Genomic DNA, 14857 nt, shown 5'->3' with positions numbered 1-14857 from the left:
TGAAGATTATTTCAGAGTGCTAACCAGCGTTTTACGATCGTTTTCCAGCGTCACAACGCGGGAACAAACATCTTTGCCAAACTGCTGGAAGTCTTGTTCCTGATTCTTCCATTCGTTCTGAATTGAGGTCTGCAAACCACCGAGGCTTCCGAGTACGCCCTGCAGTGGATTACCACCGCCTTTGAGCACGGCTTTCGCTCCCATCTCGTTGATGCTGTCCTGCAAAATGCCGCCCATCGCCTGATTCACCAGCTGTTGTCCGTCCGCGCGGACCTGATCAATCGCCTTATAATGGAAAGTCAGGCCATCAGTTCGATGCTCGATGATGCGGTTCATCTGCTCTTTCAATTGCGCATCCAGCTTGGTTAAGCGGCCACGCATGTTGCTGCTTTCACCGACCTCTTTGGCGATGATTTTGTCCAGCGCCACGCGACCTTTCTCTACGCGCGCTCTGGCACCTTCGTCGATCCACGGCAGGCTGCTACGCAACGCCGCCTGATAATCTTTGGCCTGCTCACGCTGTGCGGCGTTCAGGTTGTACTGTTTACCGTTGAAGGTGACATCACCAGCCTGGGTAATAACCAGGTCGCCATTCTCGCCCTTCACCTGCACCGTTTGTGGGCTCAAAATCACATCGTCACGCGGGGTGACGCTGCACTGGTAATCTGCATGTGCGGCCATCGCCGTGAACGTTAGGACTGCCGCCAGCAGCGTTTTGCGCATCATATCTTTCCCTCAATACAAATCGGGCCGGCATTTGCCGACCCTGTGCTACTTAGTCCCACCAAATATCGAAAAGTTCGCTGGTACGCACTTCTTCGAGTTTGTGCTCTTCCAGCCACTTACGCACGATTGCCTGGTGTTCTTCGGTGCATTTGCCGATTTCCTGCAGACAGATCAGACCTTCCCAGGCCAGATAGCCGCTGCCGTCAAAAGCCAGCTTGTTCGGTTCGATGACTTCATTGATAAAGTCATCAACGATTTGATCGACCTGCTCTCCAGATGTACCTTCCGGGAAACGCCATGCAACCGAAAATCCTACTTCCTGGAATTCTTCGATGTGCATCTTTTTACGCAGACGACGGCTACGGTTCTTTGCCATTATTTCACCCTCTCGAACATTAAGTCCCATACGCCGTGGCCAAGACGATGACCACGTTGTTCAAATTTGGTTACCGGGCGCGATTCCGGGCGCGGTACATAATCGTTACTCTCTGACTGGTTTTTATACCCGTCAATCGAGGACATCACTTCAAGCATGTGCTCCGCATACGCTTCCCAGTCGGTCGCCATATGGAACACGCCGCCCAGCTTCAGCTTACTTAAGATATGCTCAGCAAACGGTACCTGAACGATACGGCGTTTATTATGACGTGCTTTATGCCACGGGTCAGGGAAAAACAGCTGAACCATAGATAAAGAATTGTCAGGAATCATTTTATGCAGGACTTCAACGGCATCATGGCACATGACGCGCAGGTTCTCGACACCCTCTTCATGGGCTGAAGCCAGACACGCACCAACGCCAGGTGAGTGAACCTCAATGCCGAGGAAATTCTGTTCCGGACGCGCTTTCGCCATTGCAACCAGCGACGCTCCCATACCAAAACCGATTTCCAGCGTGACTGGCGCGTCACGGCCAAACAGTTCTGCGAAATCTACAGGCTCTTCGCTGAACTCAACGCCCATCACCGGCCAGTAGTTTTCCAGCGCGTGTTCCTGCCCTTTCGTCAGTCGCCCCTGGCGACGAACAAAACTACGAATCCGGCGCAGAGGGCGGCCGTTTTCATCAAATTCCGGTGAAATGACGTCGTTCTTCATAAAAGTTTAGTCTGCTGTGTTTGAGTTCTGAAAACGGGCATTATCCAAAGTTAGTTGCCGGATGCAAGTAAAGGAAGAAAGTGAGCAGCGGAAAGTTCCGGTTTACACCCCGTTGCCGCTGTGCTGCAATCTTGCCCCCGGCAATAATGAAACGGTAATCATGCAAGCGTCTCAATTTTCGGCTCAGGTTTTGAGCTGGTACGACAAATACGGGCGGAAAACGCTGCCCTGGCAAATTGACAAGACGCCTTACAAAGTATGGCTCTCTGAGGTAATGCTGCAACAAACTCAGGTTGCGACCGTTATCCCTTATTTTGAGCGCTTTATGGCGCGCTTCCCAACGGTAACGGATTTAGCCCATGCGCCGCTGGATGAAGTTCTGCATTTGTGGACCGGGCTGGGTTATTACGCCCGTGCGCGAAATCTGCATAAAGCCGCGCAGCAGGTTGTGACGCTGCATAGCGGTATATTTCCGCAAACCTTTGATGAAGTAGCCGCCCTACCTGGCGTCGGACGTTCAACCGCAGGCGCGATCCTTTCTCTCTCTCTGGGTCAGCATTTTCCGATTCTCGACGGTAACGTCAAACGCGTGCTGGCTCGCTGTTATGCTGTAAGCGGCTGGCCGGGTAAAAAAGAGGTCGAAAAGAAGCTGTGGGAGCTGAGCGAGCAAGTTACGCCGGCCCAGGGTGTTGAGCGTTTTAATCAGGCGATGATGGATTTAGGCGCGATGGTCTGTACGCGCTCAAAACCTAAATGTTCCCTGTGTCCGTTGGAAAATGGCTGTGTGGCGAGCGCCAATGCAAGTTGGGCGCTGTATCCCGGTAAAAAGCCCAAACAGACGTTACCGGAACGAACGGGCTATTTTTTACTGATGCAGCATGATGACGAAGTGCTGCTCTCACAGCGACCGCCCAGCGGCTTGTGGGGTGGTTTATACTGTTTTCCGCAGTTTGACGACGAAGATGGACTGCGCAACTGGCTGGCGCAACGACAAATTAACGCAGATAATCTGACCCAACTTAATGCGTTTCGCCATACCTTTAGCCATTTCCACTTAGATATTGTGCCTATGTGGCTTCCCGTGTCTTCATTCACCTCATGCATGGATGAAGGCAACGCGCTCTGGTATAACTTAGCGCAACCGCCGTCGGTCGGACTGGCGGCTCCCGTGGAGCGTTTGTTACAGCAATTACGTGCCGGTACACACGTTTAACGTACCGGACGATAAAGAGGACTTTTTATGAGCAGAACGATTTTTTGCACTTTCCTGCAACGCGAAGCAGAAGGCCAGGATTTTCAGCTGTACCCGGGCGATCTGGGAAAACGCATTTATAACGAGATTTCTAAAGAAGCATGGGCGCAATGGCAGCATAAACAGACCATGCTGATTAACGAGAAAAAACTCAATATGATGAACGTCGAACACCGTAAGTTACTGGAACAGGAGATGATTAACTTCCTGTTTGAAGGTAAGGATGTGCATATTGAAGGCTATACGCCAGAGTCATAAGAACCGTTGCCGGATGGCGCTGCGCTTATCCGGCCTACGTTTTAATCTGGTCCTTGCAAACAACAAACACAACACGCACTCCCGGAATGATGAAAAAATTTCTCGCGCTTGCCGTTATTGCGCCGTTGCTCATCTCCTGTTCCAGTTCGACCAAAAAAGGCGATTCCTATAACGAAGCCTGGGTCAAGGATACCAACGGTTTTGATATTCTGATGGGGCAATTTGCCCATAATATTGAGAATTTGTGGGGATTTAAGGAAGTGCTGATTGCGGGTCCGAAGGACTACGTAAAGTATACCGATCAGTATCAAACCCGCAGCCACATCAACTTTGATGACGGTACAATAACCGTCGAGACCATTGCCGGGACAGATCCCGCCGGACACCTGCGTCGGGCGATTATCAAGACATTGCTGATGGGCGATGATCCGGGTTCTATCGACCTCTATTCCGATGTCGACGACATTAAGATTTCCAAAGAGCCATTCCTGTACGGACAGGTGGTTGATAATACCGGCCAGCCCATTCGTTGGGAGGGGCGTGCCACCAACTTTGCCAACTACCTGCTGCAAACACGACTTAAAAGCCGCAGCAATGGCCTGCGTATCATCTATAGCGTGACGATCAATCTGGTGCCGAACCACCTTGATAAGCGCGCGCATAAATACGTTGGCATGGTGCGTCAGGCTTCACGTAAGTATGGCGTCGACGAGTCGCTGATTCTGGCTATCATGCAAACCGAATCCTCGTTTAACCCGTATGCGGTGAGCCATGCCGATGCGCTGGGACTGATGCAGGTGGTACAGCACAGCGCCGGGAAAGATGTGTTCCGCTCGCAAGGGCGCTCAGGCACACCAAGCCGTAGCTTCTTGTTTGACCCGGCCAGCAACATTGATACCGGTACGGCCTATCTGGCAATGCTCAACAATGTCTATTTGGGCGGTATCGATAATCCGACCTCACGTCGCTATGCGGTAATCACCGCGTATAACGGCGGCGCGGGCAGCGTGCTACGCGTGTTCTCGAACGATAAAATTCAGGCCGCGAATATCATTAACAGCATGTCTCCTGGTGACGTTTATCAAACGCTGACCACCCGACATCCCTCTGCTGAATCACGCCGATACCTTTACAAGGTCAATTCCGCACAAAAATCCTATCGACGCCGCTAATGTATCCCCCTTCAGCCCCCTAAACCGGGGGCCTGAAGCACCAAAAATGTTAACTCCATCACTCTTTTGCTTTGCAATCAGAAATTGTTTGCAAATATTTGTCACAGGTAACAAAAAAAGAGTGCATCTCATTGATAGAATCACATCATATAGCCACGGCAAATGTGCCTTTTAAAACATTCATCCGCATTACGGTGTGAGGAAATTAACATGAATCTTAAGCTGCAGCTGAAAGTTCTCTCGTTTCTGCAGTTCTGCTTATGGGGTAGTTGGCTCACTACCCTCGGCTCCTATATGTTTGTCACCCTTAAATTCGATGGTGCATCCATTGGCGCGGTGTATAGCTCGCTGGGGATCGCCGCCGTGCTTATGCCAACGCTGTTAGGGATCGTGGCCGATAAATGGATCAGTGCTAAGTGGGTTTACGCCCTTTGCCACCTGGTCGGTGCAGGAACGCTGTTTGCCGCAGCCGAAGTCACCACGCCAGGGGCCATGTTCTTTGTGATCTTGCTTAACTCCCTGGCCTATATGCCAACACTGGGGCTAATCAACACCATCTCCTACTATCGCCTGCAATCTGCCGGGATGGATATCGTTACCGACTTCCCGCCAATTCGTATCTGGGGCACCATCGGCTTTATTCTGGCGATGTGGGCCGTGAGCTTCTCCGGCTTTGAACTGAGCCATATGCAGCTGTACATCGGTGCGACATTGTCCCTGGTACTGGTACTGTTCACCCTGACGCTGCCGCATATTCCGGTTGCCAATCAGCAGAAAAACCAGAGCTGGACATCAATGCTCGGTCTGGATGCTTTCGCGCTGTTTAAAAACAAGCGTATGGCGATTTTCTTCATCTTCTCAATGATGCTGGGCGCAGAGCTGCAGATTACCAATATGTTTGGTAACACCTTCCTGCACAGCTTCGATAACAACCCACTGTTCTCCGGTAGCTTTATCGTGGAACACGCATCGGTGATGATGTCGATTTCACAGATTTCCGAGACGCTGTTTATCCTGACCATCCCGTTCTTCTTAAGCCGTTACGGTATTAAGAACGTGATGCTTATCAGTATTGTGGCGTGGATGCTGCGCTTCGGCCTGTTTGCCTACGGCGATCCAACGCCGTTCGGTACCGTGCTGCTGGTTCTGTCGATGATTGTTTACGGCTGCGCCTTCGACTTCTTCAACATCTCTGGTTCCGTGTTCGTAGAGAAAGAAGTACGCCCTGAAATCCGCGCCAGCGCACAGGGTATGTTCCTGATGATGACCAACGGTTTCGGTTGTATTCTGGGCGGACTGGTGAGCGGTAAAGTCGTTGAACACTATACGCTGAACGGTATTACCGACTGGCAGACCGTGTGGTTGATCTTCGCAGGTTACTCGCTGGTTCTGGCTTTTGCCTTCGTTGCGCTGTTTAAATACAAACACGTACGCGTTCCAGCAGGCACCCAGACTATCGCGCACTAACGTTTACGTATAGAAAAGCGGGTTGCCAAAAGGTAACCCGCTTTTTTTGCACTTACTTCACCACATATCCATACAGACGCTTAATACCGTCTGCATCCGTTTCACTGTAAACACCTTGCAGCTCCGGCGAGAAGCCTGGCAGCAGGTTTACGCCCTCTTCCAGCGCCAGGAAATATTGCTGTACCGCGCCACCCCATACTTCGCCCGGTACCACGCACAGCACGCCCGGAGGATAAGGCAGCGCACCTTCCGCCGCAATGCGGCCAGCTGCTTCACTAATCCGCACCAGTTCAACATCACCACGGATAAAAGCGCTGTTCGCATCCTGTGGGTTCATCGCCACGGCAGGTAAACTTTCCTGACGGAACATCGCTTTTTGCAGATCTTTCACATCAAAGCTGACGTACAGTGAGTGCATCTCCTGGCACAGTTCACGCAGGGTGTAATCCCGATAGCGTACCGGATACTTATTGAAGATGGTGGGCAGCACATCTGCCAGCGGCGTATCGTCTTCAATATGCTGCTCAAACTGCGCCAGCATCGCCACCAGTTGCGCCAGTTTCTCTGCGCTTTCTGCCGGGGTCAGCAGGAACAGAATCGAGTTAAGGTCGCATTTCTCCGGCACGATGCCGTTTTCACGCAGGTAATGCGCCAGAATCGTCGCCGGAATACCAAACTCGGTATATTGCCCGGTTTGTGCGTCAATGCCCGGAGTGGTTAACAGCAGTTTGCAAGGATCGACGAAATACTGGTCGCGCGCGTAACCGGAAAAACCATGCCATTTAGCACCTGGTTCGAAGCTAAAGAAGCGACGCTCGCTGGCAATCACCTGCGTCGGATAGCTTTCCCACGGTTTGCCATCAACTACCGGGGGAACAAACGGCTGAATCATCTTACAGCGGGTAATAATCGCTTTACGGGCCTCAATGCCCAGCGTCACACACTCCGCCCACAGCCGACGACCGCTCTCGCCTTCATGGATTTTGGCGTTAATGTCCAGCGCTGCAAACAGCGGGTAAAACGGACTGGTAGAAGCATGCAGCATAAATGCATTATTCAGACGCTTATGCGGGCAGAACCGCGCCTGACCGCGAATATGGTTATCCTTTTTGTGGATCTGCGAGGTTTGCGAGAATCCGGCCTGCTGTTTGTGTACCGACTGGGTGACAAAGATCCCCGGATCGTTAGCATCGAGATCCAACAGCAGCGGTGACCCATCGGCCATCATCGGAATAAATTGTTCGTAGCCGACCCATGCAGAGTCAAACAGGATGTAATCACACAGATGACCGATCTTGTCGATCACCTGCCGGGCATTGTAGATCGTACCGTCATAGGTGCCGAGCTGAATGATCGCCAGACGGAACGGGCGCGGTTGATCGGCCTTTTGCGGCGCAACCTCGCGAAGTTGCTGGCGCAGATACTCCTCATCAAAGCAGTGCTCGTCAATACCGCCAATAAAGCCAAACGGATTACGCGCCGCTTCCAGATACACCGGCGTCGCACCCGCCTGGATCAGCGCACCGTGGTGGTTCGACTTATGGTTATTACGGTCAAACAGCACCAGATCGCCGCGCGTCAGCAGCGCATTGGTTACTACTTTATTGGCCGCAGAGGTCCCGTTCAGCACAAAGTAGGTTTTATCCGCGTGGAAAACTTTCGCGGCAAATTTCTGCGCATGTTTCGCCGAGCCTTCATGAATCAGCAGATCGCCAAGCTTAACGTCGGCGTTGCACATATCCGCGCGAAACAGATTCTCGCCAAAGAACTCGTAGAAATGGCGCCCCGCGGGATGCTTTTTAAAGAACTCACCGTGTTGATGTCCTGGGCAGGCAAATGTGCTGTTCCCCATCTCGACATACTGAGTCAATGTGTCATAGAACGGCGGCAGCAAATTTTCTTCATACTGACAGGCAGCAGACTCCAGCTCCAGCCAGTCCTGCGCCTGACCGCGAATGACCGCATTCACACCCATCGGCAGATCAACATCCGACTCTGCGAACAGAAACACGGGTATATGAAAACCGGTGCGTTTCAGCAAAGCAAGGATCCCGCTGCGGCTATCCGCAACGGTAATGACGACTGCCGCAACGTCAGTAAAATCAGTACTGTCCAGCGACACCACCTGACGATGGCTGGACAGACGAGAAACCAGTTCTCCACTGGCGGCAATTTTCATTGATTTCATAAGCGCAATAACCCGTTTCGGGAAAATCAAAAGTCCCGGACAAAGCCACATTGCTTTGCCCACGAAATGACAGGTCAAACTGGTTACCAGCCCCGACCGCCAGACATCAGTAAAAGCAGATAGCCTCTGATTTTACTGTTATCCTGCAGTGAGCGTGCGCTGCCCTCACCGCATGGTGGGAGCGTAAAGATAAGTCGCAGGAAGGGGCAAACGTCGCGCAAAAAGGCGATGTTGAATGCGATGTAGGGGGAGTAATATCATCCCAGGCAGCCCCATTCAGACAGGAGAAAATTCGCGCAATCATGGCACCTTTCACTTTCAGGCGCAAGATAAAATCCCGCGCCCGAACCTCACAGATAAACAAGCATTTCGACTGTCAATCGCGGCATAATAATGCAATCTGAAAACATATTTTACCCAGAGAATTGCCTTTAGCATCAAGACGATAATGGGTATGCAGGAGCAAACGTGGTAATTGGACCCTTTATTAATGCTGGCGCTATTTTATTTGGTGGTGTTCTCGGCGCACTACTCAGTCAGCATTTACCGGAACGCATTCGTGCCTCCATGACCTCCATATTCGGACTGTGCTCTTTGGGAATTGGTATTTTGCTGGTTATCAAGTGCGCTAACCTACCGGTGATGGTTCTGGCTACGTTGGTCGGTGCATTAATTGGCGAGTTCTGTTATCTGGAAAAAGGGATCAATACCGCGGTTGCCAAAGCGCAGCAGCTTTTCACCCAGTCGGATGCCAACACCACGCACGAATCCTTCATCCAGAGCTATGTGGCCATCATCGTGCTATTTTGCGCCAGTGGTACCGGGATCTTCGGGGCGATACATGAAGGGATGACCGGCGACCCGAATATTTTAATCGCCAAGTCGTTTCTTGATTTCTTCACGGCCATCATTTTTGCCTGTTCATTAGGTATCGCGGTATCGGCAATTTGTGTACCAATGCTGGCAATCCAGCTAACGCTTGCCACCTGCGCAGCACTTATTTTGCCCCTGACGACACCAGCCATGATGGCCGATTTCAGCGCCGTAGGTGGGCTACTGTTGTTGGCAACCGGTTTACGTATTTGTGGAATCAAAATGTTTGCGGTTGTGAATATGCTTCCTGCCCTTCTGCTGGCAATGCCGCTTTCCGCCGCGTGGACGGCATTTTTTGCCTGAGAATGCGTGCGATAGCAACAATGTGGTGATAGATTGTGCAGTCTGCGTTGATTTGAAGAAATTTCGTTGACGAAACGAAGCGAATCGGTTTTAATGCGCCTCGTTGCCCGGATAGCTCAGTCGGTAGAGCAGGGGATTGAAAATCCCCGTGTCCTTGGTTCGATTCCGAGTCCGGGCACCACTATTTAGAAGAACCCGCCTATGGCGGGTTTTTTGCTTTTGGCGAAACGGACTCTTCATCGAACTTTGCCAACTGCTCACCTCCAATTCGTCTACTCTTATACACAAATTAGATTGGCAGAAGTCGCGCGTAAGCTGCTGGCATCTACCTTTCTCGGCAACACTCAAGAGCATGGGCGAATCCAGGACGTTGAGACACACCGCCCCCCCACCTGTATACCCGAAATCTTAAAATCTGATCCGAAGGAGACGCTTCTTGTCTTACTCTGATGTTGTATATTCCAGAGTTTTCATCATTTATTCCCGGCTTAAATTCATTCAGGAGAACAAACCAATATTAGTGTTAAGGCAATAATATAGTTTTACTCCCGAATATTGCCCCCCCCTAAAAACTCTTCGTACTGTTATAATTCTCCCAATAATACTGCCAGCCAGCCCCACACGGATAAACTGTACTCTGCAATAGGATTGCATATATTTAAATAATACATACAAAACCATCAATTATTATTTAACCGAATGTTTTAATAAACAGCAATTCTCTTTTTAGGTCTTTATTTCATGTGTATAATTCAGTTTGAGTTTTCAGATAAAAAATTGCAGGAAACACCTGACGCCATTGAGGATGCAAATATGAATTCCAGGTCAGCAGTATTTTTATGTACAGCAGTATTTCTGCTAGCTGGCTGCACGCCACACTCTCCTATTGATGCAAAGAAAGCAGGGGCACGGACAGAGAACGGCGTAAGTAAGACTGCTTCAGCACAGAAACTGACGGACAAGGATATTTTTGGCAATGAAACTACGCTGGCGGTGTCCGAAGAGGACATCCAGGCTGCGCTGGAAGGGAATGTATTTCGCGTACCTCTGAGTTCGCCTGTTATTCTGGTACAGTCCGGTAGCCGAGCACCGGAAGCCATCATGCAGCAGGAAATGAGTCGATATTATACCGTCGCAACCTTCTCCGGTATCCCGGACAGGCAAAAGACCGTGACTTGTAATAAAGATAAAAATAAAGACGAGAGCCAGGATATTGCTGTTGTAGAAAACATGAACTGGATGCAGGCTCTGCGTTATGTCGCCGCGAAAGGTCATCAGAAAGCAATCATCGTTTATCAGGATACATTGCAGTCAGGCAAATATGACGCTGCGACAAAAAACATGCTCTGGTCAGATTATAAAAATGAAAAACTAACCGACAATACATCACTACGTTATCTGGTGCGTTTCACTCTAGTGGACGTGGCAACTGGTGAATGGGCTACCTGGTCGCCGGTCAATTATGAAGATAAAATGCTACTACCACTGCCAGGGAAAAAAAATGCTGCAGAAGCAACTGCTGAAAGGCAATTTTCGCAGCTTAAGCAAAAAACCTATGCATCAATGGTTAAAGACCTGGTGAACCGTTACCAGTAATCCGTCCTGGCTACCATTATTGACTTGTAGCGGCGCGTCAGCGAATCCGACGTACCTGCTGCCCCTGGCGGGCTGGAGCAGCAGGGCAAGATTACTCCCCCCGCCAGCCCTATCGGATCAGGACAGAGAATCTCACTGGAGTATGAATCGTAACGTTAGCTTTATATGTAAATCACCAAGCTCATTGCGTCGTAGTCCATACGCCACCGCCACACCTTGATCATTTAAGCCATCGGAACACCATTTATTTTACTATTAAATCATATAGTTAAACACATAAACTCATCCAGAACACGGCGCGCATGAAAGTCGGTTATGTCGGCATCTCCCGTACCAACCGCAAAACCAAAATCCCCACCGGATATACTCGCAGTCCCAGCCTGCACCTTAAGGGCGACTGGCTCGAAGAGGCGGGATTTGAGACCGGGCGCGGCGTGACGGTGAAGATTTCAGACGGATGTATTGTGCTGATGGCGGATAATAACGAGGTGCAGGAGCTGCGCGAACAACTTTATCAGGCTAAACAGGTGGTTAAGGGGATTAAGGATGTGCTGGTTTAGTGGACTGAACGAGGGTTAAATAATAAGAAAGCCGGGAAGATTTTATAACCTTCCCGGTTTTTTGTTTAATAAAGTCTGGAATCTGAACGTGGTTCAATTTCTCTTATACCAAGTTTGCTTGTTTTTTCTAAAATCAAATCATAGCAATAAACAGTATCACCATCCTTTTCTAAATGAATCCCTTCTAGGCTGACTTTATATATTCCTTTAGGAATATCAGCATTATGCCAACCGGTATAATCTTCCCACTCCCAAAAGACCGACATATCGGCAATATATAAATCACCTGTCACATTAAGGTAAAAATATTTATCACTAAATATAACTTTCCTATTTTCATTATCAGGGAGTTCATTTAAAAATAACCGAACAACATAGCTTCCATCATCAATGCCCATGATAGGTAAAGCAATACCTTCATCAAGAACAAGATCCCCTTTATCTGTGGTAGTAAATCCCTGGAGAATATTGTCCCCATTTTCTATTTTCCCACCAAAAGGTACTAGTATCCCCGGATAATCGAAGATAATTATTCCATTAAAATCAACATCGACTTTTATTGTTTTAACCACACTTACCTCCTGAGGTCTTACCCGCTTGTTTATTATTGTACCATTCCAATAATTTTGAATGAGCTTCTTTAGGAGTTACATTTCTGGCTAAGACCTCACCCGTCGAAGGAATTCTTAAATCACCTCTTATATGAGAGACAGAATCTAAATTGCGACTAGTAGCAGTAAATAAATCATCCGCTGTTCCTGTCCACGGCCCTTGAATTTTGCCTATGTCACCTTTAATAGCTCTGTGCAATTCTTCATGCATTCCAGAATTATAAGGATCAGGAAAGAATGTTGGCGTATTTCTCATAGTACCAAGCTCGGTCAGACCGATGCTATTGGCCTTGTTGCGTGGGATTAAATGGTGTCCCATTCCATTAGGATCCCACGCCCACGGCATTAACCCTAAAGGATCTATCCATGTCAGCGGATTAGGAACGTAACTATAGAGGTTGATACCACCCGCCAGCCCTATCGGGTCAGGATGCGCAATCTATGCGTCTTGCTGATCGTACCGTCAACTTCGTATATAAATTATCAAAGTTGCAATGTCATAGTGCCATCGTCTGTCGTCATACATAGATAAATTTACTCATAAACTGGGAAGGGGTAATTTCTTAACCAGTTTTTGATTTGGTAAATTTCAGAAATGAAAATAAAATCACATGATGTGTTCATTCAAAAAATTTAAATGTTTATCATTATTTAATTCGCTGTTTGTATTTCAGTCGTGCTTCTTTCCTCACAAATTCACTAGGATCATTGTCAGCCATTTCTTTTAAAATAGATGTTGGTAATTTTTTATTATAAGTTAATCTAACTCTAATCCCATCATCGGGATCTTTTGATAACAGCAAATAAATATCAAAATCCAAAGGATATTTCGATGATATAGCATCCCTAACAATAGGATTTATATCTCTTGACAAAATATTAATTATTTCTTTTGGTATGGATTTGTTTCTTGCAACCCATACTTTCATATCATGATGATTTTCAATAAGATCCATCCATACATCAAGAGGAGCCTCTTCTGTGGCCGCTCGGTTATACTCATCAGGAATATCACTATTTCTCAATGAGACAAATTCTGCGCTATTTTTTATCATGTCATTAACTCACTTTATTCCTTTACAACCTTTTTTAGGGATACTTCGCCCCGTATTCCCTTTATGTTTATCAGGCATAAACTGACCATTTTCATCAGCATCTGCAATCCATTCTAGAGTGGTTGATGTTTCTCTATATACTTTGTACGCAGACCCACCGTGCCCGGTAGTGTCTTTAGACCACCACAAACCTGTTCTTCCATCTTTATAATATTTCTCTTTAAAAGGACCACCTTGCAAAATAGCTGTAGTCTTATCGCCATCTATTTGCCAACCACTTAATCCAAGAGGATCAATCCACATCAGCGGATTAGGTACATACGCGTAGTTGTTTATTCCCCCACGTAGCCCTATCGGGTCCGGCGTAATAAACCGCCCCATATCCGGCGCATAATACCTGAACGTATTGTAGTGAAGCCCCGTTTCCCTGTCCAGATACTGACCCGCGAACCGCAGGTTCTCTTCCGGCGCACCACCCCATATCTTCCGCCACCTGCTTCCCTCTTCATCCGCGTATTCCGACCGCGTTTCTCCCCACGTATCCACATCCTGACGCCAGTGCAGTTTCCCGTCCTCATCCGTCAGCGCCTGCGGCATACCGTTATGGCTGCAGCGGTAGTAGTCCACACGCTGTTTGTCGCCGGTGCCGTAAATCCTCGCCAGCGGCGTGTAACTCCCCGCCCCTTCGTACACGTACACCAGCGACTGTCCGTTGCGGGTCTCCGCCAGTAGCCGGAACCCTTCCCACACAAAGGTTGTCACCTCCTGCGCCCCGGTGACACGCCCGTCATCCGGCGCAGATACCGTCACCTCGCTGCGCTTTTCTGTTCGTCGCCCAAACGGGTCGTAGGTAAAAATCACCCGGTGTCGCGTATTTCCGGCCCCGGTTACGTCCGGCGTGTCCAGCACCGCTTCCGTCATCCGGTGTTCACTGTCATAACCGTAGCGCCACAGGCCACCCGGGCCCGGTTTCTGCACCATCCGGCCGTAAACATCATACCTGCACGCACCATTACCGCACTGCGTCTGCCGGTTATGTGTCAGCGACTGCCCTGCCTGCGGGGCAGTCAGCAGGTTACCTGCCGCATCGTACGTATGATGCGTCACCCCACGAAAACTGGTGTCGTGGCGACAGACGTGGTCACCGTCATCGTAATGGTAGCCCTGATAGCGGTAGTCGCTGATTTGCGTTTCACTCAGCAGGTTGTGACGGCTGTCGTACTGCCAGTGCCACGCCTCCACCGGCCGCATCCCGTTCTCTTTGCGGTAGATTTCCCGGCGCGCCTGCCGCCCCAGTCGATCATAACGCGTACGTGTCGTCAGGCCGCCCTGCGTTCGACTAATTTCCCGGTGCAGGTTGTCACGGGTAAATTCCGTAATCAGCCGCTCATCCAGGCTGATACTCAGCGCATGACCGCTGCCGTAATACAGCGTCTTCAGGCTGCGACCATCCGGCAGCTGAACGGATGTCCGGTTACCCAGTTCATCCAGGCTGTAGCTCACCCGGCCAGAGTCGTTCTCCTCCGCCGTCAGCCGGCCGAGCCGGTCATGCTCCAGCAGCACGCGCTGTGCAGGACTCTCTGCTCCCGGCGGATAAAACAGCGCCGCCTGCAGAGTCCCTCCCGTCGTGTACCGGTAGACCGTGTGCCCGTCCGGCGTTTGCTTATCGGTCACTTCCCCGGCTGCGTTATACTGCCAGCG

Annotated in this window: 15 protein-coding genes and 1 tRNA gene; 8 read left to right on the top strand and 8 right to left on the bottom strand. The window is 49.7% G+C overall.

The features are described from left to right. Positions 1-6: 6 nt before the first annotated feature. From GHC22_RS03925 to trmB, 3 genes are read right to left on the bottom strand one after another with little or no spacing between them, the layout of a single operon-like run. Positions 7-726, bottom strand: coding sequence for a DUF2884 domain-containing protein (locus GHC22_RS03925; protein ID WP_003825409.1), 720 nt, complete (start codon positions 724-726; stop codon positions 7-9). Between the two features lie 49 nt (positions 727-775). Further along, entirely contained in the window at positions 776-1102 is a 327-nt protein-coding gene (locus GHC22_RS03920; protein WP_003027115.1) for a YggL family protein, read from the bottom strand. Beyond that, a complete protein-coding gene (gene trmB / locus GHC22_RS03915) occupies positions 1102-1821 on the bottom strand; it encodes a tRNA (guanosine(46)-N7)-methyltransferase TrmB (RefSeq protein ID WP_003825406.1) in 720 nt (239 codons plus the stop codon). Before trmB ends, GHC22_RS03920 begins: the two co-directional genes overlap by 1 nt. A 160-nt stretch (positions 1822-1981) precedes the next feature. On the opposite strand from trmB, the gene mutY reads away from it, so the two are divergent. From mutY to GHC22_RS03895, 4 genes are all read left to right on the top strand, one after another. Next, entirely contained in the window at positions 1982-3034 is a 1053-nt protein-coding gene (gene mutY / locus GHC22_RS03910; protein ID WP_032941749.1) for an A/G-specific adenine glycosylase, read from the top strand. A 27-nt stretch (positions 3035-3061) separates the two neighbouring features. Further along, a complete protein-coding gene (locus GHC22_RS03905; RefSeq protein ID WP_003027126.1) occupies positions 3062-3331 on the top strand; it encodes an oxidative damage protection protein in 270 nt (89 codons plus the stop codon). A gap of 86 nt (positions 3332-3417) precedes the next feature. Beyond that, entirely contained in the window at positions 3418-4503 is a 1086-nt protein-coding gene (gene mltC, locus GHC22_RS03900; RefSeq protein WP_008785777.1) for a membrane-bound lytic murein transglycosylase MltC, read from the top strand. 210 nt (positions 4504-4713) lie between these two features. After that, a complete protein-coding gene (locus tag GHC22_RS03895; protein ID WP_071445575.1) occupies positions 4714-5970 on the top strand; it encodes a nucleoside permease in 1257 nt (418 codons plus the stop codon). A 52-nt stretch (positions 5971-6022) separates the two neighbouring features. Here the strand turns inward: GHC22_RS03895 and GHC22_RS03890 are convergent, their stop codons facing one another. Beyond that, positions 6023-8158 (bottom strand): ornithine decarboxylase, encoded by a 2136-nt coding sequence (locus tag GHC22_RS03890; protein ID WP_153752283.1) that lies wholly within the window; start codon positions 8156-8158, stop codon positions 6023-6025. Positions 8159-8626: 468 nt separating this feature from the next. On the opposite strand from GHC22_RS03890, the gene GHC22_RS03885 reads away from it, so the two are divergent. The 4 genes from GHC22_RS03885 to GHC22_RS03870 all read left to right on the top strand — a co-directional run bounded on the left by GHC22_RS03885 (position 8627) and on the right by GHC22_RS03870 (position 11490). After that, positions 8627-9334 (top strand): DUF554 domain-containing protein, encoded by a 708-nt coding sequence (locus tag GHC22_RS03885; RefSeq protein ID WP_153752282.1) that lies wholly within the window; start codon positions 8627-8629, stop codon positions 9332-9334. Between the two features lie 105 nt (positions 9335-9439). Further along, positions 9440-9515: transfer RNA gene (locus GHC22_RS03880), tRNA-Phe, on the top strand. Between the two features lie 632 nt (positions 9516-10147). Further along, positions 10148-10930 (top strand): hypothetical protein, encoded by a 783-nt coding sequence (locus tag GHC22_RS03875; protein ID WP_153753955.1) that lies wholly within the window; start codon positions 10148-10150, stop codon positions 10928-10930. Positions 10931-11232: 302 nt separating this feature from the next. Continuing rightward, on the top strand, positions 11233-11490 hold the full coding sequence (locus tag GHC22_RS03870; RefSeq protein WP_048215568.1) for a SymE family type I addiction module toxin: 258 nt from the start codon (positions 11233-11235) through the stop codon (positions 11488-11490). 65 nt (positions 11491-11555) lie between these two features. Here the strand turns inward: GHC22_RS03870 and GHC22_RS03865 are convergent, their stop codons facing one another. The 4 genes from GHC22_RS03865 to GHC22_RS03850 form a co-directional block, all read right to left on the bottom strand. Continuing rightward, a complete protein-coding gene (locus tag GHC22_RS03865) occupies positions 11556-12062 on the bottom strand; it encodes a hypothetical protein (protein WP_153752281.1) in 507 nt (168 codons plus the stop codon). Beyond that, a complete protein-coding gene (locus GHC22_RS03860; protein ID WP_228553230.1) occupies positions 12055-12420 on the bottom strand; it encodes a hypothetical protein in 366 nt (121 codons plus the stop codon). The genes GHC22_RS03865 and GHC22_RS03860 overlap by 8 nt, the downstream gene beginning before the upstream one ends. Before the next feature lie 328 nt (positions 12421-12748). After that, positions 12749-13156, bottom strand: a complete 408-nt coding sequence (locus tag GHC22_RS03855) for a hypothetical protein (protein WP_048215566.1) — start codon at positions 13154-13156, stop codon at positions 12749-12751. Between the two features lie 9 nt (positions 13157-13165). After that, positions 13166-14830 carry an RHS repeat-associated core domain-containing protein gene (locus GHC22_RS03850; RefSeq protein ID WP_153752279.1) on the bottom strand — a complete coding sequence of 555 codons (1665 nt, stop codon included), beginning with the start codon at positions 14828-14830 and terminating at the stop codon, positions 13166-13168. Positions 14831-14857 lie beyond the last annotated feature (27 nt).

The organism is Citrobacter sp. H12-3-2 (assembly GCF_009649895.1).
Taxonomy (GTDB): domain Bacteria; phylum Pseudomonadota; class Gammaproteobacteria; order Enterobacterales; family Enterobacteriaceae; genus Citrobacter; species Citrobacter portucalensis.
This window is presented reverse-complemented; position numbering and strand designations above follow the sequence as displayed.